Origin of the sequence: Roseivivax sp. THAF197b, from assembly GCF_009363255.1 — a bacterium.
Lineage (GTDB): Bacteria > Pseudomonadota > Alphaproteobacteria > Rhodobacterales > Rhodobacteraceae > Roseivivax.
Genome location: NZ_CP045319.1, coordinates 39,905 through 58,850 on the forward strand (window position 1 = coordinate 39,905; position 18,946 = coordinate 58,850).

The window sequence follows — 18,946 nt, forward strand, 5'->3', positions numbered from 1 at the left end:
GCCTAACCACGCCCGCATGAATTTTATATGGCGTAGTGAGATCCGCCATATCTTTCGCTGGACTTAAATCGGACAATCGCCTTTACTCCGTAAAAAAAATCTCTCGGTTTGGATCTGGATTGATGAACTCGGCGTCTAGCGTTCGGTCCAGCGCGTCTCCCATAGGAAAAGGCGCGGTAAACCCATCCAATGCGCTCGCATTGCTCGCAAACGCAGTTGTGGCGCAGAACTTCTTTACCCTGATAGAAGAGACGGGGAGTGACTTTCCCGTGATGCTTGCCACACCGTCCGCAACATATCCAAGAAGCAGACCAAACCAGTATGGTAAACGCGCGCCCACCCCTTTCTTAGCCGACAGCTGCTTGCGGACCTTTGCGACAAGCTTGTTCATGTCAAAGTCGGGTTTGTCGACGTAGTTGTAGAGCTGGTACCCATCTCCGCGTTCTGCCGCCGTTTCCAGAAAAGCTGCCACGTTACCGACATAGGCCATGGATTTCCGGTTCTTGCCATTGCCGACCATCATGAAGCGACCCGAGGCGATCTGCTTGAGCAAGTTGTACACGTTGCCGCGATTGCCCTCACCAAAGACGACCGTCGGGCGGACGATGACAAGGTCGCGGTTATCTGAAGCGTCTTTGTGCCAGGCACGCAGAACTTCTTCCCCGTTAAATTTCGATTTGCCGTAATCGTTGAACGGGTTGATTGCGCCATCTTCACCTGTGTCAGGCTCGGCAAAGCCATAGACGGCCACGGTGCTTGTAAAGACGATCCGGCGTATACCTTTTTCAGCGGCGACGTCGCAGACATTGCGTGTGCCATCGACATTCGTTGTGTAATATTCGCTTTTGTCGCGGACATCATCCCGATGCACGGCCGCGAGATTGATGATGGTATCGCCCGTCACCGCCTTGCGCAGGGCATCGAGGTTGCGGATATCTGCAATCTTGGTTTTCTCCGGAAACCGACCACTTTTGCGCAGATCGACGATCTCGAACGCGATTTGCCGATCCGCGAGGTTCTTGCATAAACGCGTGCCGATGAAACCCGATCCGCCAATCACTGTAATCATTATAATTTCTCGAATGTCATTTGAAGGATGGAGGAGTAGCTTCGAGGACTATGGCAGGGAGTTGAACGCATGGCCGAAAAGCCGATAACGCAAGCTCGCAGGAGTTTGTCACGCGCCTCTATCCGGCTCGCCAAGCTCTTCCTGCAGCGCTTCAATCTCGGCCTGCAGCGCGTCGTATTCAGCCATCCGGCGCTTCAGGAACCGCTTCGTGAGAGACACGCGCTCTGCAATGCCCGCCGGTGTCAGCACATACGCATACCGAAGCTTGTTCGGGGATGCGCGGAAATTGCGGATCTTGATATGCCCCTTTTCAACCAGCCCATGCAGGCAGTAGTTGATGATGCCGAGGCTGACGCCGAGCTGGTCTGACAGCTCACGCTGGCTGACATTGGGATTTTGCTCGACGGCGCGCATCACCCGGAAGCGCACATCCTCATTGACCTCGCGTGTCATTCGGGTAACGCCATGGCTACCGCACCGGGCCACACGTGGCTCGGATGTTTGTCTGACAGCGGCGCGGGGTGCCGTTCATGCGTGAACGCCTATCCGAGCCTCCGCCGCAAGACAAGATGCGGTCTCGCATCTGAGGTCAAACGCGCTCAAAAAACCGGAACCCTGCCGCAAGACTGCGCAAAATCCGGCGGCCTCGTGCGGCCCGCTTTGCATCTGCACAGGGCCGCTTGGACCAAAAGCGGCAGCAGCTCGCAGGATCTGCTCGCGCGCGGAGCTCAAACTCGTGGCGCAGGACGCCCAGAACTCTTACCCGGCATGCCTGTCGGCCTCGTTCCATCGAGGCGTGGGTGTCGCGGTCTCCCCGAACATATGTATCTCCGCAGGGTGCCCTTTTGAGGGGCCAGAATCCGGGCTGAAATCAAGCCTGGATCGGCCACAGAGAAATATTTTTGAAACTGGTTTTTCGAATGGGAGGCACGGTTCCATGTGTTTTTTGCGGCGCGATGCCGATCCAAAAAAACCGTCAAAGGACACCAGATGAACCAGCCTGAAATCGCTATCCTCGACCTTCCCAAAAGCACAATCGACTTTAACCCTTTGATCACCCCCGAGCTCTCGCGGGCGCAAGCGCAGCTCTTTGGCAGAGCGCGGGAGGCGGGGGTCACGCTCATTGCGCTGTCCTTCGTGTTTCAAGACAACCCGATGGACGATGGCCCGCTCGCGCTCAATGGCATTGTGGATCGCGTCGGTGACAATTATCAGATCCTGCGCGTCTGTGACATGCCGCAAGGCCTCGTGGAGCCATGGCACGATGTTCAAAGCCTGTTCGATGACCCGCGGCATGCCTTCGAGTTTGTGAAAGGCCTCGACCTGTTGATCGCCGCCTTTCTGAATTGGGGCTTTGAGGTGACGATTGGACAGGCCTATCTGACCCCGGTGTCGCTCTCGCTTCTGCCCATTCACGGATGGGTCGAGCCCGGCTGTGCGGATCACGCCACGATCTGTCGGAAAGAAGCCTATCATTGCATGGCGCATCCGGACGATGTGAGCCAGAAACGCTTTCTGCAGACCCGTGGCCAGGACCTCTCTGACTTTCTGAATCTCCTCTCCCACCCGAAGAGCAACTTCAAAGCCACGCTCAAAACCGCACAGCGTGCCATCTCGGAGGATCGACAACGGCAGCACGCAGAATGGCACGAGACGCGATCGGCTCGGTTTCAGGAAATGTTCGACTCGCTGGGGTAGCGGGCCCGCCTGTTCCCGCGGCGATGGGGAAGCCCGACACGGTTGTGTTCCCGCTGAGCGCCCGTCCTGAATTCACAAGACCGGGTTCCGCCTGTCTCCGTCCGACCTGCGGATCAAAGCTGTCTGGGCGTGTGGAAGGGACCAGGCATTCCGGAGCCGGACATGAGATTACCTCGACAGCCGTCTGGCTCGCGGTCATCAGCAGGTGCGCGGAGTCCTGGTCCCTGATCTGTCCCGCGCGGGCCCTCCCGCGCGGGCGTCATGCCGCCATAGGTTGCGGGCCTACTGAATATCCGCCGCAATCTGTGCGTCGATCTCTTCCTCGGCGGCGGCCACACCATCGCGCAGGGCTTGCAGCACGTCGGAGCCTCCATCGACGTTTTCGGAGAACCAGTCATAGACCGGCTGAACCGCCTCCGAGAACGCCGTCATCTCGTCTGGCGAGGGCACGTAAATCTCGCCACCGGCATCGGTGAAGGCCTGGTACGCCGCGAGCTGCTTGCGCTTCGGGGACGCAAAGGTCGCCTGCTGCAGCTCGTTAAAGCCGTTCACGACGACGCGCTTCAGATCGTCCGGCATGGACTGAAAGCGCTCGTTGTTCATCACCCAGATCGCCGCCATGTAGGCGTGCCCATCGAGCGTGAGATATTTCAGCCCGGCATCGGTGAACTTCATGTTCATGATGTCGGTCACACCGTTCTTCGTGCCTTCCACAACGCCCGTCTGCAGCGACGTGAAGAGCTCGGGCCACGGAATCGGCGTGGGCGAGCCGCCCAGCGTTTTCACCAGCTCCTGCGGCAGGTCCGCGACCACGGTGCGCATCTTCATCCCTTCGAGATCGGAAGGGGCGGCGATGCGCTTTTGTGTGTTCGCGAAGTTCCGCCAGCCGCCGGTATTGCCGATGGTCATGATGCGGATCGCACCGCCTGAATCCTCAAGCGCCATGTCCCGTAGCGTGCGCGTGAAGGTGCCATTGGTCAGCACCGCCTCGGCCACGCGGTCATCGCGCATCAGGTAGGGCAGGTCGAAGACCTGGACGTAGGGGAAGATGCCCGCGGCGCCGCCGGAGGTCGTCACGAAGATATCGATGGAGCCGTCGGCCACACCCTGAAGGCATTCGGTGCCGTTGCCGCAAAGCTGCGTACCGATGAAGAGCTCTACCTCGATCGCGCCGTTCGAGGCCTTCTCGACATAATCCTTGAAGATCACGAGACCGTCGTAATCCTCGTCCTGATCGTTCGACGTGGCCGTGGCCCGCAGCGTGTAATCCTGCGCCGTGGCCATGCCCGCCGATGCGGCAAGCACGGCGGCCGCCGCCAGCGTTGCAAAGGTCTTTTTCAGCATCTTTTCCTCCCTGGATATTCTCATGCTGGTTAATTCACGAATCCCGCGAGGCGCGGAATGGTGAGCGATATGGCGGGGACGTAGGTAATCAACATGATCACCAGCACCTCCACCGCCAGAAAAGGCAGGATCGCTTTCGAGATCGTCTCGACCTTCTCGCCGGAGACGGATGAGGCGACGAACAGGACCAACCCCATGGGCGGCGTGGCAAGGCCGACGGTCAGGTTGACGCTCATGATGATGGCGAAGTGGACCGGATCGACGCCAAGCGACGTGAAGACCGGGCCCAGGATCGGCCCCAGGATGATGATCGCCGGGCCTGCATCGAGGAACATGCCCACGATGAAGAGCAGGATGTTGATCAGGAACAACAGCGTCAGCGGGTTCTCTGAGAGCGACAGGATGAACTCGGCCAGGATTTCCGGCGCGTGGCTGAGGCTGACCACCGTCTTGAAGGACACCGCCGCGCCGACGAGCAACAACACGGTGGCCGATGCCATGGCGGAGCGTTTCAGCACATCCACCAAGTCCTTGCCGGACATGACGCCAAGCACGCCGAACGAGATGATGAGAGCGTAAAGCACCGCGATCGCCGCCGCTTCGGTCGGGGTGAAGACGCCGAGGAGAATGCCGCCCAGAATGATGATCGGGGTCTGGAGCGGCGCCACGGCCTTCTTGCAAACGACGCGGAAATCCGGGTCCACCCGGCTGCGATAGAACATCAGCAGGAAATGCGCGGGGATCAGCAGGCCCAGATAGGCTGCAAGACCGCCGGTCGCGAGATCGCCGGGCAAAAGCTGCAAGAGCAGGTAGAAAATCCCGGCGAGGTTGAGGCGCAGCAGGATGAAGCTGACCCAGTATTCGACGGGCTTGAGCTCGGCGCCGCGCTCCACGCTTCGCTCGGCCTTGGGCAGATCGTACTTGTCCGCGAGAACGCGCACCATGATCATCAGCCCGACACCGACGAGGATGCCCGGCACGATGCCTGCAAGGAACAGCGCGGCCACCGATTGGCCCATGACATAGGCGTAGATGATCATGATGCCCGAGGGCGGGATGATCGGCCCGATCACCGACGAGGCCGCCGTGATCGCGGCTGCGAACCTGCGGGTATAGCCCTGTTTCTCCATCGCCGGGATCAGTGTTGAACCAAGCGCTGAGGTGTCCGCCACGGCTGACCCGGAAAGACCCGCAAAAAGGATCGAAGACAGGATGTTCACATGCGCAAGCCCGCCCCGCAGATGCCCCATGAAAGCCTGGCTGAATTGCACCAGTCGCTCCGTGATCCCGCCGCGGTTCATCACCTCGCCGGCGAGCAGGAAGAAGGGCAGGGCCATCAGCGGGAAGCTGTCCATGCCATTGTAGAGATTGCGGTAGAGCAGCGCGAGGTCGCGTTCCTGCCCGTTGAGCCACAGCAGAATGCCGGGCGCGAAAAGCAGCGCGAAAAAGACCGGCAGGCCTATCATCAGGAAGACGAGGAAGACCGGCAGGAACCAGACCAGCATCTACTCGGCCTCCGGCAGATCGGAATGTGAGAGCGGCGGCAGGCCCTCCGCGCGGCCCGCGATCATCAGGATGCGGCGCAGGATCAGCTCGACGTTAACAATGGCCATCAGAACCATGCCGACGAAGATGGACATATACATCCAGGCGAGCTTGATCTTGATGCTCGTCCCGCCAACGAGATCGAGCGGCAGGCGCAGCGAGGACGACGCGAAAAGCCAGCCGGAATTGACGTGGTTCCAGCCGAGCTGAATGCCCATCAGAAGCACGGTCATCGCCAAGCCAAGCAGCACGAGGATGACGATGTCGGCCAGCCTGCGGGGCAGGGCTTCGGTCAGCATGTCGATGGCCACGAAGCCGCCCGCGCGCAGCCCCGACGGCGCGGCAAGGCCCGTCATCCACAGCATCAAGAACCGCGCGGCCTCATCGGGCCAGGGCAGGGCATTGTTCAACACGTAGCGGAACCACACCTGCGCGAGGATCACGGCGACCATCACTGCCAAGGCGACAATGGCGAGGCCACGGCCAAGCCAAAGCACCCAGTCGTTCCAGATCTGGATCGGCAGCAATATTCCGCGAATGAGCTGCAAAGCTGGCCTCCTCCCTTGCCGCAGTTCGATGCGGCCACCCGGTAACCGGGCGTCTGTCGCCTAACGTGCTGCGAAACCTCCCAGCTGTCCATTCAGGAATAGCAGCGGGCTCCCCTCCCGCTGGGTCACCTTCGTGACACGTCCGACCACGATGGCATGATCGCCGCCGTCATGGACCGCGTGGCGCTCGCATTCGTACCGCGCGAGCGCCGAGGCGATGATCGGCAGGCCGGTCTCATCCTTGCGCAGAACGTCTGACCCCAAAGCCCGCCCGTCGCGCGCGACCGCATGGCAGAGATCGCCTTGATCCTCGGCGAGGACATGGATCGCGTAGCGTGTGCACTCGGTGAAGGGCGCGAACCGCTTCGATGCGCGGGCAGGCGACCACAGAACCAGCGGCGGGTCGAGCGAGAGCGACGCGAAACTGTTGGCCGTGATCGCCAAGGGGCCATCCGGCGTATCGGTCGTGACGATTGTCACGCCGGTCGCGAATTGCCCCAGCGCATTGCGGAAGGCCCGCTGCGTCTCGGGGCCCGGCACGAAGCTTTGTGTGTCGAAGGGCGTGGCATCGCCCATCAGGGCACCTCGTGACCAAGCGCCAGCGTGTAAAGCTCGAACCATGTCTCGCGGTCGATCTCCACTTTTTCGGCGTCGCCCAGCTTCGCGATCCGTTCGACATTGTTCGTGCCCATCACCGGCAGTATGCCCGCAGGGTGTGCGAGCAGCCAAGCAACGGCGACCGCCGCGGCATCGACGCCATGCGCCTTGCCGATCTTGTCGAGCGCGGCGCGCAGCTTGGCGGAGCTTTCCGCAAAGAGCGACCCACCCCCCAGCGGCGACCACGCCATCGGGGCAATCCCGCGTTCCTGCAGGAAGGCCACGTCGCCATTGGTGAAGCCGTGATGCGCCAGAAGCGACAGCTCGATCTGGTTGGTCACGAGCGGCGTCTTCATGGCCGATTGCAGCAGCGTCCAGTCATGCAGTTTGAAATTCGACACGCCGATATGTGCGGCCTTGCCCGAAGCGACCACCTCATCAAGCGCGGCGCCCGTCTCGTGGTGATCCATCAGCGGATCGGGGCGGTGGATCAGGAGCAGGTCGATCTGCTCGATTCCCATGAGCTCAAGAGATTGATCGACGGAGGCCATGATATGCGCGCGCGAAGTGTCGTAATACTTCACCCGCTTGTCGGCATAGCGCCCGGCCGGGGCGACGATATCGCATTTGGTGACGATCTCGATCCGGTCGCGCAGATCGGTGCCGCGCAGCGCATGGCCCAGAACCGCCTCCGCCTCGTAGCCGCCATAGATATCTGCCTGGTCCATCGTCGTGATGCCCTGATCGAGGCAGGCCTCGATCTTGGCGCGCACGTGGCCGGGCGAGGTATCGTTGTCGTCCGACAGCCGCCACATCCCGTAGACGATCCGGGACAGGGACAGATTGTCGGTCATCGCGACACGGCTCACACTCATTTGCGCTCTCCTTCGCCCAAAGGCGTGTTCGGGGTTTCCGTCGGCACCCGACCATAGATTTCGGGCAGCGAACAGGTCTTCAGCTGCGGGAGCACCTTCTGACCGAAATGGCGGCATTCGTCGAGATGCGGATAGCCGGAAAAGATGAAGGCCCGCATGCCCATTTTCTTGTAATTCTCGATCTTGGACATGACCTGATCGACGGAGCCGACAAGGGCCGCGCCGCAACCGGATCGCGCGCGTCCGACACCGGTCCAGAGCCCCGGCTCGACATAGCCGTATTGATCGGCCAATTCCCTTGCGCGGGCCTGGTGGCTCACACCGAGCGAGATGGAATCGTGCGCCCGGTCCCGGATCAGCTTGCCGTATTCGTCATCAAGCTTCGAGACGATGTAATCGGCGTATTCGCGGGCCTCGGCCTCGGTATCCCGCACGATCATGTGCACGCGCAGACCGTAATCGAGCGTGCGGCCGTAGCGTTCGGCCACCGCGTTCACGGCGCGCATGCGCTCCGCCAGCTGTTCCTCGGGCTCGGGCCACATCAGGTAGACGTCGCAATGCTGGCCGCAAAGCTCCAGCGCCTGCGGGGAATAGCCCCCGAAATAGAGAAGCGGCCCGCCGTTCTGCTGGTAGGGTTTCGCGGGATCGGTCCAGACATCCTTGAACTGGTAAACCTCGCCCTCGTAGTCGATCTTGTCGCGCGTCCAGGCCTGTTTCAGGATTTCCACGACCTCGCGCGACCGCTGATACCGGAAGGCGCTGTCCGCCTTTTCGCCCGGAAAATCCGAGGAGATGACATTCAGCGTCAGCCGCCCCTTCATCATGTGATCGATGGTCGCGATGGTGCGGGCCAGCATGATGGGCTGCATCTCGCCACAGCGGATCGCGGCCAGCATGTTGATCTTGCTCGTGACCTGACTGCCCGCCGCCACGAAGGACAAGACATCCTGACCGACCTGGTAAGAAGACGGGCACAGGATATTGCCGAAGCCCTGGCGTTCGGCCTCCTGCAGGATCGAGGAGCAATGTTCCCAGCTTGACCGAAGCGCGCCGTCCGGCACGCCGAGGAACTGGTAATCGTCCGAGCAAAGTGCCGCGAACCAGGAGACCTCCGCTGCATCGTGATCGGCAGATGTGACGGGAACAACGGTCATGGCAGGCCTCGGGCAATTGGGCGAATTGCCTCTTGCGTAGCACTGTCATTGATGTGCATCAATAGTGTATCAATTTAGATGTTCCGAGCGTCATGCCCGACGAAACCGCTCTTCCCCGCTACCTCCAAGTGGCCGAGACGCTGATCCGCGATATCGCGGCCGGTCGGCTGCCCGATGGCGCGCGACTGCCGCCCGAGCGGGACATGGCGTCGGAGTGGGATATCTCCGTCGGCACCTTGCGCAAGGCATTGGCGCGGTTGCAGGAGGCGGGACTGCTGGAGCGCGTGCAGGGCTCCGGAAACTACGTGCGGCGCGCCTCGCAGGACCTCGGCATCTATGCCTTTTTCCGCATCGAACAGATCGCCGGTGGGGGTCTGCCCACCGCCCAACTGCTATCGGTCCAGCGCCGCGCCAAAGACCCTGACATGCCGGATTTCGGGACGAGCCCTGAGGGCCATCGCATCCGCCGCCTGCGCCGGATCGGGGATATTCCCGCCGTTCTGGAGGAGATCTGGCTCGATGGTGACGTCACCGAAGAGATCCGGCGCTCGGAGCTCTCCGAGTCGCTGTACCTCTATTACCGCAATGCGCTTGGCGTCGTGATCACCCGCGCCGAAGACCGCATCGGTGTCGCAGATGTCCCCGACTGGGTGGTGCCCGAGGCCACATTCGCGCCGGGCAGTGCGGCGGGCTTCATCGAACGGATCAGTCAGGATGCCGGCGGCGCGCCGGTCGAATATTCGCGCACATGGTTCGACAGCCGCCATGTCCGCTACGTCTCACGTCTCAGATAAGGGAAGACGCAGAAGCATGATCAATTACGGTATCATCGGCGCCGGCATGATGGGGCAGGAGCATATCCGCAACATCCAGCTTCTGGGCGATGCGCGCGTCGATACCATTTTCGAGCCGGATCTCGAACAGCGCGGCCGGGCAGGGGCCATCGCGCCGGATGCGGTTATGGTGGATAGCGTGGCCGATCTGCTTGCCCGGCAAAGCGTCGATGTGCTGCTGATCGCGAGCCCAAACCATCACCATGTCCGCCAGATGGAAGAGATCGCCGCGATCCGCCCGCTGCCGCTTCTGGTGGAAAAGCCGCTCTTTACCCGGCACGATGACGCTGAACGCATCGCACACCTCGCGAAGGACTATCCCGCGCCGATCTGGGTCGCGATGGAATATCGCTACATGCCGCCCATCGCGATGATGCTGGAGCGTCTGGAGGCGGCGACGGGCGGTCTGCGCATGCTGACGATCCGCGAGCATCGCTTCCCGTTTCTCGACAAAGTCGGGGCCTGGAACCGCTTCAATGCCTCGTCGGGTGGCACATTGGTCGAGAAATGCTGCCATTTCTTCGATCTCATGCGCCTGGCGTCCGGCGCAGAGCCCGTGCGCGTGATGGCCTCAGGCGGGCAGGGGGTGAATCACCTGGCCGAGGTCTATGACGGTCACACCCCGGATATCTGGGACAATGCCTATGTCATCGTCGATTTCGACAGCGGCATGCGCGCGATGCTGGAGCTGTGCATGTTCGCCGAAGGCTCCAGATACCAGGAACATCTCAGCGCGGTCGGTCCCACCGGCAAGATCGAGGCCCTGGTGCCTGGCCCCACGCGCTTCTGGCCCGAGCGCCTTGGCGCACCACCCGTTCCGCAGGTTGTGCTCAGCCCGCGCGATGCAAGCGGCGAGCAGGTGCTGGACGTACCCGTCGATCCGACACTTCTGGATGCGGGTGATCATAATGGCTCGACCTTCTACCAGCACCAGAAGTTCCTCCGCGCGGTGCAATCGGGCGGGCCTGTCGAGGTTTCGCTGGCGGACGGCGCGAAAGCCGTGGCGATGGGGCTTGCTGCACAGAAATCGGCGGAAACGGGAGAAGCTGTGCGTCTCTAAAGCGCACAGCTTGAGGCGCGGCGATCTGTTTAGCGCCGCGTTTACGGCCAGGCGACAGCGAATTCAGCTATCAGCCTTGTCCCGCGCGCATACTTCTCATTGCGCACGTCATATGCGGCGTCATTCCCACCACATGTCAGCTCAATATCGCGCATGACGCCAGGGATGCCCGATTCGTCGAGATTCAGCAGATCGTGTATAATTCCGTACGCGGTATGAAAGTCGTCTGCCTCGACGGCTTCACGCAGCTTTATTTTCGATTGCTGCTTAAGCTCGTTAATATCCTCGGAATCCGCAAACCGCTCGGCTTCGGCCTCATCAAGACTGCCGAAGCCCGAAACCACAGCATTTAATGTAGATCTCCAATCATCTTTCAGATGTTCGGGGTCGAACTCACTGGGTTCGAAATACGCTGTGTCATAGCGTTCGGACACAAGGCCAAGGAACTCGACAATCGGCCCGTATTCTTCATCCCCGGCAAGATCGGTCAGGCGGCTTTCGGCCTCAGCTGCAAGATCATCGATCTCCAAGGCAGGGTCAAAGCCCTCGCGGCTAAAGTCGTTCTCGTCCATGAGAAGGCATTTCTTTGTATGATAGATGCCCATGATTTTTTCCTTTCATTCTCGGCATGGTATGTTGGCAGCCTTGAAAGACCTGAGTTCGGTATCTGATACGAGACCGGTTCCGAACGCACCTTGTCGTCGCTGCCAAAGATGACGTGGGAACTTCATCGAAAACACAAAACCGGAAACTCGATTTTTCTTGTGGCTCCGGATCGATTTCCGGAGCCACCTTGTTCAGCGCATCTCCCGTGCCGCGAGATCGCTCAGCTTGGCCCCATTCCAACGTAGCGCATCGGAGAAGGCCAGCGGCACATCCCGTGCCTCCTCGAGCGCACGCAGAATGTTGAGCAGCCGCCCTTTCACTACAATTGGATCGGGGAATTTCTGGCAGAGCTCGCCAAGAAGATCACAATAGGCGTCTACGCCTGCGTCACCATGGATGATTTCGACGAGCTCGCAGAGGCCTGTGCCATGACGTGTGCAGAACTTGCCGACCTCGTAGGCGAAGATGTGGGCTGCCTCCGGAACCGGGTTTTCCCGAATATCTTTCATGATGGTTCTCCAGGCGATCGGCGTCAGCCTTGGGGCTGAACTTGGAACCGTCGCTGACAAAACCCGCCGCCGGGGAGACAAGCGGCGACGGGGCAGGGGGCTCACATTTGAGATCGGAATCCCTCGATGGACGCGAGCGCTTCTTGGAGCAGGTCCGTGAGCCGACAAATCTCGTGCACGAGGTCACTCGCCGGATCGATTTGTGCAAAGAAGCCTGCATCTTCGCCGTCCAGATCATCCACGCCTTCGAGCGACAGGAGCGCGAGAAGCTCACCCGCGAGCCGCTCGGCACTGCGCGTCACTGCAGTCGCCTCATGAAGTTGCGCCTCGAGCTTCGGGACGAGCCGCGCGCCACGTGGCCCGCCGAGCGCGGCAGCGGCGTCGTAGAACGCCTCCCCGTGTCGGTGAATGAGGGTGTGAAGCGCTGTGCTAAGTAGTTCAGTGCGAACTGGCGTGGACCGCGTCAAAGCGGCGGTAAAATGCTGCATGCATTTTCCTTTTCGGTTCAGAGGATTTTTCGAGACCCGATCTCTTCCGGGTTTTGTGCGCCGCGGCGCGCCGTCCTTGGTCCGGGTCTCAATTTGAAGACCCGGGCCCAAGGTCGACGCTGCCGCGAACGCTCCCTCTCCCACTCTTGAAGAACTGACTGCCGCTACCCCTTGGCAATCTGCTGCCGCATCTCTGCCCACGCTTTCGCGGCCGCCTCGCCTTCGCTCTCAGAGCGGTAAGCGTCGCCAGCACGGCTCGTGCGGTGCCCCAGATGGGTGGAGATCACATCCGCCGCGCGCACGGGATCGTGCCGACGCATGAAGTCTGCCGCGAGCGTTCGCAGATCGTGCAGCGGAACGCCGATCGCGGTTTTGACCACCGAACTCGGCCATTTGTCCGACATCGCCCTTGGACCGAGTGTCAGCCAGTTCATGCCAAGAAGGGCATGATAGCGCAGGTGCACAAATCGATCGGGTCGGCCGCCGAGGATGAGCGCATCCAGTATCTCCGACACCTCGGGCCAAAGCTTTCCCGCTTCCGTGTCATACCCGCTCTTGCCCTGTTTCCAAGCAAGCACCCAGGTCCCATCGCTTTCTCGGACCAGCTCTTCGCCAAGGCACCACCTCGATACATCGCCCGTCCGGCCGGGCTTGTTCATGCTGACCGCACAGAGAGCCGCCGCTTGCAGAAGCTGTAGCTTTTCGGAGGCATGGTCCGGCAGAGCTTCCGCTTCCTGCCGCATCTCGCCGATGCGACCCGCGATAAAGGCAAAGCCACCGGCTTCCGTGATCTTTGCCAGACGCGGGTATTTCACCTTGCCGCAAGCGCGCGCATTCTCTCGCAGGTCTTCGACGAGAAAGCGCAAGCCTGCCAGCGCATCTTCTTGCGCCCCGCCGTGCTTGCCGAGCATGATCAGGCCTTCAAGGTAGTTCGCGATCGTGGCCGGACGCAGGGGCTTCTTGCCGGGCTGCGGTTCCCCGAACGCCTCGACGAGAGCGATCCCTGTCACAAAACCCAGTGTTTCCGATCCATGACCCGCGGCAACGAGCTGCGCGCAGCGATGCACGGAGGCACGATAGCGTGCGAGACTGCTTTCTTTGATTTTCGCCTCCGCAAGCCGCTGCTCCATGTCCTGCCAACTCTTGGGCCAGGTGTTGGGGTCAATCCGAGGCTTCTAAACTTTCTCTCCATCGGCAAGCCGCCGGGGCCTCGGCTTTGGCCTTCGCGACACCCACTCTGCTTTCACCTCAATCGCCGCCGCCGTCGAGACATCCGGCGCATACCGCGCAAGCGCCCGAAGAAGCGTGCGGAAGGTCGACTCCGAGGCGGCCGCCTGGCGGAAGCTTTCCGCGCTGGGGGCCGCCACCGGTTCGCGGCGCGATTGCAGGATGGCGAAGAACCGCCCGATCACCGCACCCGCGCCCGGCTCAAGCGACGCGGCGTCCTCAAGCATGGTGCGCTTCACAGGCAGGGGAACCGGTTGCAGTTGATCATCGAGCAAGGGACGGGTCATTTGAGTTTCCGCTTCATGGATTTGAAGAGCGCGGGGTGCCGCGCGAGCAGCGCCGCGCGCACCGACTTCGCGGCCTCTTCGCCGCTGTCGCGCCCGTAGTGACGTCGCACGGTCTCTTCCGTGTCACCGAGGACCGCCGCGGCCTTGGCGAAGTTGCCCGGCTCGATGGCGAGAATAAGTGTTGCCAGCGCGTGTCGGCAGAGATGCGGTGTCAGGCCCAGACCAACTTCTTGAGCCCCGAGCGCCCAGAGCTCCGCGAAGCTGGACGCCGACATGCAGCCATGGGGCAGGGTTATCGCGTCCTTGACATTGCGCGGGCTCGCCTCTCCCGGGAAGACGTAGGGACTGTCTGAGAGACCCATAAGCTCCAGAAGGCGGTGGCGGTGTTTATCCATCCAGTCCGCGAGGATCTGCGCATCCGCGCCCATCACATGGACCGTGACCTCCCGGTCGTTCTTGATCTCGCCTGGTGCGAAGCGCAGTTCGGCATGTCCGCCCTTGCGCACCCAGCTCAGGTTGCCAGCGATTTCCTGAGAGCCCCGGCAGCGAAGCGCGATGAGGTTGGCGGGCCTGAGCGGGCGCGACATCTGGATGGCGTGCAAGACGGCCGCCGCAAAGAGCCGGAGCGCTACAAGCTCGCGCTGTTCATCCTGGTGATCACGCGCGTCTTTGAGCCACACCTCCGCCTTTAAAGCGAGGGCCGCAGGCGCATTCACGAGCTTTGCCGCGAGGCCCGGTCGCCGTTGCAGGAGCTTGCAGATCTCCTCGGCATTGTCATGCATCTCGCGCGGCGTGACGACGTAATCTTCAAAGACGACGCGCAGCACGTCCACATGCGCGACGATTTCCGGATCGTAGAGCCCGTTGCGTGCGATGGTTCTCAGGTTCTTGAGCCGGTTCCCCAGCGTTTGGGTCTTCTTCGGGTCTTTCAGCAAAAGCGATGCCTGGGACCGGGCGATTTGGTCCTCGATCGCATTGGAGATGCGGTCGCGTGTCATGAGATCCCGCAGCCCTGCGATCTGGGGCAGGCCGCCGTCATGCTGTCTCACGCTGCGCGCGAGCCAGGTTACCGCACCCCGATATCCCGCGAGAGCAGTCTTGCTGTTTCTCGGTCGGCGGCCCCGTATCTTGACCTTCTGCGCCACGGCCTGGTCGATCTCGAGAGACGCGACCCCCGCCGCCATCTGCGCCTTTGCCCAGGCGCTTAGATCGTCCTGGGTCATCAGAACTTCGCGGAACACGGTCTCCGCATCGCAGCGCAGGGCTTCCGGAAGCGATGTCCACAGAATGCGCTCCGCGCGATCGGAGGATTTCGGGATCTCGAAGTTCGTCTTCGGCAGCCGCGGCCGGATCTCCGGCCAGGCATTCATACCGCGCTGCAGCCTGTTCAAAAGTTTGACCCCACGCTGCAGCGATTTCCGCTTCTCTGTCGTGGCCTCCGCGAAGACGCGATCGATCTCGCCTTGATCGAGCTCCGGCAGCGGCACCTGGCACCGGGCGCGCAACGCAAAGAGGCATTTATGCGTGGACGTCGTGAAGCGGGCACCACGCTCGACGAAGCCTTCTTGCGCGCGAACCCAGTTGATCAGGTCTGTATAGCTCTGCGCCACGTTTTCCGGGACAGGCGTTTGGTCGCCTTGCACGACCCAAAACCGCTCGAGCAGTCCCCGGACGCGCGAGTTCCCGCGCCGCCGCGCTTGTTCGAGATCCTTGCTGCTTGAGACCATGCCGTAAGGCGCGGGCGCTACCACATGCTCGAAGTGCTGCAGATCGGCTGGCAGAAGGCCGATATCCTCGGTAGCCATGTTCAACCGCGCAGGTACTTTCTTCAGCTCATAGAGCGTGTCGCGCTTTTCTCCGTTGGCTTCCGCCCATGCGAGCACATCACCGAGCGTCGCTTGGGAGTTCTCGATCTTCGTCGATTGATCGGTCATGTCTTGCTCCTTTTCATGGCCTCGGTTCGGAGTGTCTTCGGACCCAAAGACACTCCGAACCGGGCCATGGCCGGAGCAGGAGAGCTGCGCGTAAGCTGTCGGGGTTTCGCACATCCTGTCGGGGTTTTCCCTCGATTTGCACGGACAGGGTCAAACATGACGCCGATGAATGATTGGGGGCGCATGTGCGACAGACGCAGCCTTCCCGCCCGTGTCGGCGAGATCCCGGCATTTTCTGTGCGACGCACGAGATCACTCATCGCCACCACTCCCCCGGCAGGTCCAGATCCAGCGCCCCGCGCAGCCAATCGGTCACGTCATGCGGGTTGAACCGCACCGCGCCAAAGACATTGCGTGTCGGCAATCCGGCCTCAATCCAGCGCTCCACGCTGCGCACGCTGACGCTGAGCGCCTCTGCCACCGCTTTCTTGCTCAGGAGCGGCTCGCGGTAGCGGGCTCGTCCCGCCCCGCGCGGCATGCGGCCCACTTCGCAAGACCAGACGTCCGTCCACTTGAGCCGGTATGTCCGGCCGATCTTGATTGCGGGCAACGCCCCCTCTTTGATCTTTCGTCGCAGCGTGTCGGGCTTCAGTCCGTAGTGTTCTGCGACCTCGTCGAGCCTTAGCATTCTTCTCTCCTCTTCCGTGGCAGAGAGGAGATGGGTCCAGAGGACATCCGCCCAAAAGAAACGGGAACAAATGCCAAAGGTGGGACCGGCCTAAGAATATCCTTCTTGGAGAACCCCCACCTTTGTTGTCGCGACGGAGCCCGGACTTTTTTCACCCAAACCGTTTTGCGCGGACACGAGACGATCAGAGGTCTTCAAAAATCGAAGGAAGACCGCATGAATTACGACGCAAAACTAGACGCGACCGCGCCCATCCCGAACTGGCTTGAGCCCAAGGAGGCGCGCCAACGGCTCTATCACGAGATGTCCGATTTCGTCGCGGCTGCGCAGGAAGAAAGCGAACCGACGCGGGAGGGTGCGCCTGCAATCGCGTTCAAGGTGACCGCGGGTCTTGGCAAGACGTCCACCGCCCTGCGCGTCCTCGCCGAACAGGGCTCAGCGCTTCTTCAGCGCGGGCATGTGATGATCTACATGCCCACGCTCGATCTCACGGAACGCGCCGGACGAGATTTCGAGGCCATGGGCACCGGCCTGCCGACACAAGTCATACGCGGGCGCACCGCGCCACGTCCCGAGACCCCGAACACATCGATGTGCACGCGACGCGACCTGGTGCGCCAGGTCCAGGGCCTCGTGCCGTCGATCACCCGATCGCTCTGCAGTGCGAGGACCAAATCCGGCGAGTTTCGCCGAGCCCCCTGTGCGCAGGACTGCCCCTACCTCGCGCAGAAAGACGTGACGGGCACGCGGATCATCTTTCTCGCGCATACCTATCTCGACGCGATTCCACCCATCGACCAGCGCGTCCCGGTCGCGCTCCGGATCATCGATGAGAAGGTCTGGTCCACGCGGGTGAAGACGATGCAGATCCTTTAAGACGACTTCCTCGGCCAACCGGGAGCAGGATTTCCTGGTGATCTGCAGAAAAAGTACTTTCAAGTGCGCACGAACCTCATCGCGGCTCTGCAACATGGCAAACCCGTCCTTCCCGCGATGCGCCATGAGGGGATCGGATCGGATACCCTCGAAGCCTTTGTCAATGCGGAAGCCGAGGCGCGTCCGGAGCTAAAGATCGCACCGTGGGAGGCCCCGGACGCCATGGACTTCCGCATCGCCATGTTCGATGTGCGCGGGTTTCGCGCGTCGTGGAAACGTGAGGCGATCTTCAGACGCCTCGCGCAGGAAGATCCCGCACTCGACGCCCAGCTGACGCTTGAGACCCTTCACGAGAATGGTGGTGCGCGAAGCGTCATAAAGCTGCATTCTTATGAGCCTCTGCCACGCGATGCGCCGCTCATGCTTCTTGACGCGGACGCCGATCCCGAGATCACAAACCGCCTCGCGGAGGGAGCCCGATTCCTTCGGATTGAATCCAGGCCCGAGGCCGAGATCGTCCAGGTGTCGGATCGGACGTTGTCGAATAGCTGGCTTCTCGATTCTGAGAAAGGACCACAGCGCCGGGCGGATCTCCTCACAATCATCGAACGCGAAGTGCAGAACGCCTCCAACCAGGTTCTGCTTGTCGTGACCAAAGCCGTGCTCACGGCGCTGCACCGCGATGCAGGAACGCCGATCGACCTGTCGGACGAGGCCGCTCTGCTGACCCCGCTGCGAGGGGCGACGCCGCGATGGTTCGGGCCCCGCATGCAGGGCGTGAATGACTTCGAAGTTTATTCCACGATTCTCATCGCGGGCCGCATGCAGCAGCCCATCCCTGCGCTCGAAGCCGACGCCAGGGGACTTTTCGGGCACGATGGGGACCCTTTTGAGGAAAGCCCATCTGGGATGCTGCCTGAACATCCCGGGGCCTACCTGATGCGCAACGGGTCTTTGATACACACGCGCCGACGCAGCCACTCCGATGCTCGCGCCCGTGTCCTCCTAGAGCAATCTCGCGAATGCAGTACACTTCAGGCAATCGCCCGGCTGCGGCTTGTCGCGCCAAAAACCCCAAAGCGTGTCGTCATCCTCAGCAGCCTGCCGCTGCCCGGATTGCCGATCTCTCAGCTAACCAAGTGGAAAGTCATGGTTGCGGGGTTGGAAAGTGAAGCAGACCCAAACGGATTTCAGTAACTCGGCGCCGCGTTCATGGGTCCAGATAGGCGACCTGTGCTCGGAGCACGGCTGTCAAAGGCAGGGCTCAACGCGGACCTGCCTCACGCATTCAAAACACTTGAAAAGGCGGCTGAGTTTCGCCGCGGGCGGTCCACGGCGGCTATGAAGGAATTGGCGAGACGCATCGCGGCCGCGAATGCTTGGCATCTGACAATTTTGGAGCTTCGCCCGAACCGGGGTGGCCAATCGATCCCCGCCGCTGTCTTTGCAGATACTGCGCACTCTAAGAAAATCGCTGCGAGCCTTTGGCCAAATCTCAAGATCACAGCAGGTGGGGCAGCGAAGGGGAATTGAGACCGCACTTACAACCCAAGCACACAGGTCAATGGCCCCAGCAAATCTGCGTAAAGACGCGGTCTTAAAAGTTCTGCAGGATCGATGGTGCGATCCCCTGTCATGGCGCGACTCCACCGGGATTTAGATGACGCG

Annotated in this window: 20 protein-coding genes; 5 read left to right on the plus strand and 15 right to left on the minus strand. The window is 61.4% G+C overall.

Annotation, left to right across the window (positions count from 1 at the left end; translation table 11 throughout):
* Positions 1 to 82: 82 nt before the first annotated feature.
* Together FIV09_RS18370 and FIV09_RS18375 are read right to left on the minus strand one after the other, a co-directional pair.
* Positions 83 to 1,069, minus strand: coding sequence for an NAD(P)-dependent oxidoreductase (locus tag FIV09_RS18370; protein WP_152452820.1), 987 nt, complete (start codon positions 1,067 to 1,069; stop codon positions 83 to 85).
* 108 nt (positions 1,070 to 1,177) lie between these two features.
* A complete protein-coding gene (locus FIV09_RS18375) occupies positions 1,178 to 1,522 on the minus strand; it encodes a MarR family EPS-associated transcriptional regulator (protein ID WP_152452822.1) in 345 nt (114 codons plus the stop codon).
* Between the two features lie 486 nt (positions 1,523 to 2,008).
* Here FIV09_RS18375 and FIV09_RS18380 point away from each other — a divergent pair, with 486 nt between their 5' ends.
* Positions 2,009 to 2,767 (plus strand): hypothetical protein, encoded by a 759-nt coding sequence (locus FIV09_RS18380; protein WP_152452824.1) that lies wholly within the window; start codon positions 2,009 to 2,011, stop codon positions 2,765 to 2,767.
* 282 nt (positions 2,768 to 3,049) lie between these two features.
* Here FIV09_RS18380 and dctP read toward each other — a convergent pair whose 3' ends face one another.
* The 6 genes from dctP to FIV09_RS18410 are packed head-to-tail and all read right to left on the minus strand — an operon-like array spanning position 3,050 to position 8,830.
* Positions 3,050 to 4,111 (minus strand): TRAP transporter substrate-binding protein DctP, encoded by a 1,062-nt coding sequence (dctP, locus tag FIV09_RS18385; RefSeq protein ID WP_152452826.1) that lies wholly within the window; start codon positions 4,109 to 4,111, stop codon positions 3,050 to 3,052.
* A gap of 29 nt (positions 4,112 to 4,140) precedes the next feature.
* Positions 4,141 to 5,616 (minus strand): TRAP transporter large permease, encoded by a 1,476-nt coding sequence (locus FIV09_RS18390; protein WP_152452828.1) that lies wholly within the window; start codon positions 5,614 to 5,616, stop codon positions 4,141 to 4,143.
* A complete protein-coding gene (locus tag FIV09_RS18395; protein ID WP_254702474.1) occupies positions 5,617 to 6,204 on the minus strand; it encodes a TRAP transporter small permease in 588 nt (195 codons plus the stop codon).
* A gap of 60 nt (positions 6,205 to 6,264) precedes the next feature.
* Complete coding sequence (locus tag FIV09_RS18400) at positions 6,265 to 6,780, minus strand: flavin reductase family protein (RefSeq protein WP_152452830.1); 516 nt, start codon at positions 6,778 to 6,780, stop codon at positions 6,265 to 6,267.
* A complete protein-coding gene (locus FIV09_RS18405; protein WP_371417786.1) occupies positions 6,780 to 7,676 on the minus strand; it encodes an aldo/keto reductase family oxidoreductase in 897 nt (298 codons plus the stop codon). Before FIV09_RS18405 ends, FIV09_RS18400 begins: the two co-directional genes overlap by 1 nt.
* Positions 7,673 to 8,830 (minus strand): LLM class flavin-dependent oxidoreductase, encoded by a 1,158-nt coding sequence (locus FIV09_RS18410; protein WP_152452832.1) that lies wholly within the window; start codon positions 8,828 to 8,830, stop codon positions 7,673 to 7,675. The genes FIV09_RS18405 and FIV09_RS18410 overlap by 4 nt, the downstream gene beginning before the upstream one ends.
* A gap of 92 nt (positions 8,831 to 8,922) precedes the next feature.
* On the opposite strand from FIV09_RS18410, the gene FIV09_RS18415 reads away from it, so the two are divergent.
* Together FIV09_RS18415 and FIV09_RS18420 are read left to right on the plus strand one after the other, a co-directional pair.
* Positions 8,923 to 9,624: a GntR family transcriptional regulator gene (locus FIV09_RS18415; RefSeq protein WP_152452834.1), complete on the plus strand. Its 702-nt coding sequence runs from the start codon at positions 8,923 to 8,925 to the stop codon at positions 9,622 to 9,624.
* 16 nt (positions 9,625 to 9,640) lie between these two features.
* Positions 9,641 to 10,723 carry a Gfo/Idh/MocA family protein gene (locus FIV09_RS18420; protein WP_152452836.1) on the plus strand — a complete coding sequence of 361 codons (1,083 nt, stop codon included), beginning with the start codon at positions 9,641 to 9,643 and terminating at the stop codon, positions 10,721 to 10,723.
* A gap of 41 nt (positions 10,724 to 10,764) precedes the next feature.
* Here FIV09_RS18420 and FIV09_RS18425 read toward each other — a convergent pair whose 3' ends face one another.
* From FIV09_RS18425 to FIV09_RS18455, 7 genes are all read right to left on the minus strand, one after another.
* Positions 10,765 to 11,328, minus strand: a complete 564-nt coding sequence (locus FIV09_RS18425) for a hypothetical protein (protein WP_152452838.1) — start codon at positions 11,326 to 11,328, stop codon at positions 10,765 to 10,767.
* A gap of 192 nt (positions 11,329 to 11,520) precedes the next feature.
* Positions 11,521 to 11,838, minus strand: coding sequence for a hypothetical protein (locus FIV09_RS18430; RefSeq protein ID WP_152452840.1), 318 nt, complete (start codon positions 11,836 to 11,838; stop codon positions 11,521 to 11,523).
* Positions 11,839 to 11,939: 101 nt separating this feature from the next.
* Positions 11,940 to 12,326, minus strand: a complete 387-nt coding sequence (locus tag FIV09_RS18435; RefSeq protein ID WP_152452842.1) for a hypothetical protein — start codon at positions 12,324 to 12,326, stop codon at positions 11,940 to 11,942.
* Positions 12,327 to 12,490: 164 nt separating this feature from the next.
* Positions 12,491 to 13,336, minus strand: coding sequence for a hypothetical protein (locus FIV09_RS18440; protein ID WP_152452844.1), 846 nt, complete (start codon positions 13,334 to 13,336; stop codon positions 12,491 to 12,493).
* A gap of 165 nt (positions 13,337 to 13,501) precedes the next feature.
* Positions 13,502 to 13,840: a hypothetical protein gene (locus FIV09_RS18445; protein WP_152452846.1), complete on the minus strand. Its 339-nt coding sequence runs from the start codon at positions 13,838 to 13,840 to the stop codon at positions 13,502 to 13,504.
* A complete protein-coding gene (locus FIV09_RS18450) occupies positions 13,837 to 15,774 on the minus strand; it encodes a site-specific integrase (RefSeq protein WP_152452848.1) in 1,938 nt (645 codons plus the stop codon). Before FIV09_RS18450 ends, FIV09_RS18445 begins: the two co-directional genes overlap by 4 nt.
* Before the next feature lie 256 nt (positions 15,775 to 16,030).
* On the minus strand, positions 16,031 to 16,402 hold the full coding sequence (locus tag FIV09_RS18455; RefSeq protein WP_152452850.1) for a helix-turn-helix domain-containing protein: 372 nt from the start codon (positions 16,400 to 16,402) through the stop codon (positions 16,031 to 16,033).
* Between the two features lie 216 nt (positions 16,403 to 16,618).
* Here FIV09_RS18455 and FIV09_RS18460 point away from each other — a divergent pair, with 216 nt between their 5' ends.
* Both FIV09_RS18460 and FIV09_RS18465 read left to right on the plus strand, forming a co-directional pair.
* On the plus strand, positions 16,619 to 17,278 hold the full coding sequence (locus FIV09_RS18460; protein WP_152452852.1) for a hypothetical protein: 660 nt from the start codon (positions 16,619 to 16,621) through the stop codon (positions 17,276 to 17,278).
* A 63-nt stretch (positions 17,279 to 17,341) separates the two neighbouring features.
* Positions 17,342 to 18,475: a hypothetical protein gene (locus FIV09_RS18465; RefSeq protein ID WP_152452854.1), complete on the plus strand. Its 1,134-nt coding sequence runs from the start codon at positions 17,342 to 17,344 to the stop codon at positions 18,473 to 18,475.
* Positions 18,476 to 18,946 lie beyond the last annotated feature (471 nt).

Coding starts and splice junctions, on each gene's coding strand:
- FIV09_RS18420 (WP_152452836.1), top strand. CDS start 9,641: ATGATCAATTACGGTATCATCGGCGCCGGCATGATGGGGCAGGAGCAT.
- FIV09_RS18460 (WP_152452852.1), top strand. CDS start 16,619: ATGAATTACGACGCAAAACTAGACGCGACCGCGCCCATCCCGAACTGG.
- FIV09_RS18415 (WP_152452834.1), top strand. CDS start 8,923: ATGCCCGACGAAACCGCTCTTCCCCGCTACCTCCAAGTGGCCGAGACG.
- FIV09_RS18410 (WP_152452832.1), bottom strand. CDS start 8,830: ATGACCGTTGTTCCCGTCACATCTGCCGATCACGATGCAGCGGAGGTC.
- FIV09_RS18450 (WP_152452848.1), bottom strand. CDS start 15,774: ATGACCGATCAATCGACGAAGATCGAGAACTCCCAAGCGACGCTCGGT.
- dctP (WP_152452826.1), bottom strand. CDS start 4,111: ATGCTGAAAAAGACCTTTGCAACGCTGGCGGCGGCCGCCGTGCTTGCC.
- FIV09_RS18425 (WP_152452838.1), bottom strand. CDS start 11,328: ATGGGCATCTATCATACAAAGAAATGCCTTCTCATGGACGAGAACGAC.
- FIV09_RS18370 (WP_152452820.1), bottom strand. CDS start 1,069: ATGATTACAGTGATTGGCGGATCGGGTTTCATCGGCACGCGTTTATGC.
- FIV09_RS18400 (WP_152452830.1), bottom strand. CDS start 6,780: ATGGGCGATGCCACGCCCTTCGACACACAAAGCTTCGTGCCGGGCCCC.
- FIV09_RS18405 (WP_371417786.1), bottom strand. CDS start 7,676: ATGAGTGTGAGCCGTGTCGCGATGACCGACAATCTGTCCCTGTCCCGG.
- FIV09_RS18375 (WP_152452822.1), bottom strand. CDS start 1,522: ATGACACGCGAGGTCAATGAGGATGTGCGCTTCCGGGTGATGCGCGCC.
- FIV09_RS18430 (WP_152452840.1), bottom strand. CDS start 11,838: ATGAAAGATATTCGGGAAAACCCGGTTCCGGAGGCAGCCCACATCTTC.
- FIV09_RS18445 (WP_152452846.1), bottom strand. CDS start 13,840: ATGACCCGTCCCTTGCTCGATGATCAACTGCAACCGGTTCCCCTGCCT.
- FIV09_RS18435 (WP_152452842.1), bottom strand. CDS start 12,326: ATGCAGCATTTTACCGCCGCTTTGACGCGGTCCACGCCAGTTCGCACT.
- FIV09_RS18390 (WP_152452828.1), bottom strand. CDS start 5,616: ATGCTGGTCTGGTTCCTGCCGGTCTTCCTCGTCTTCCTGATGATAGGC.
- FIV09_RS18455 (WP_152452850.1), bottom strand. CDS start 16,402: ATGCTAAGGCTCGACGAGGTCGCAGAACACTACGGACTGAAGCCCGAC.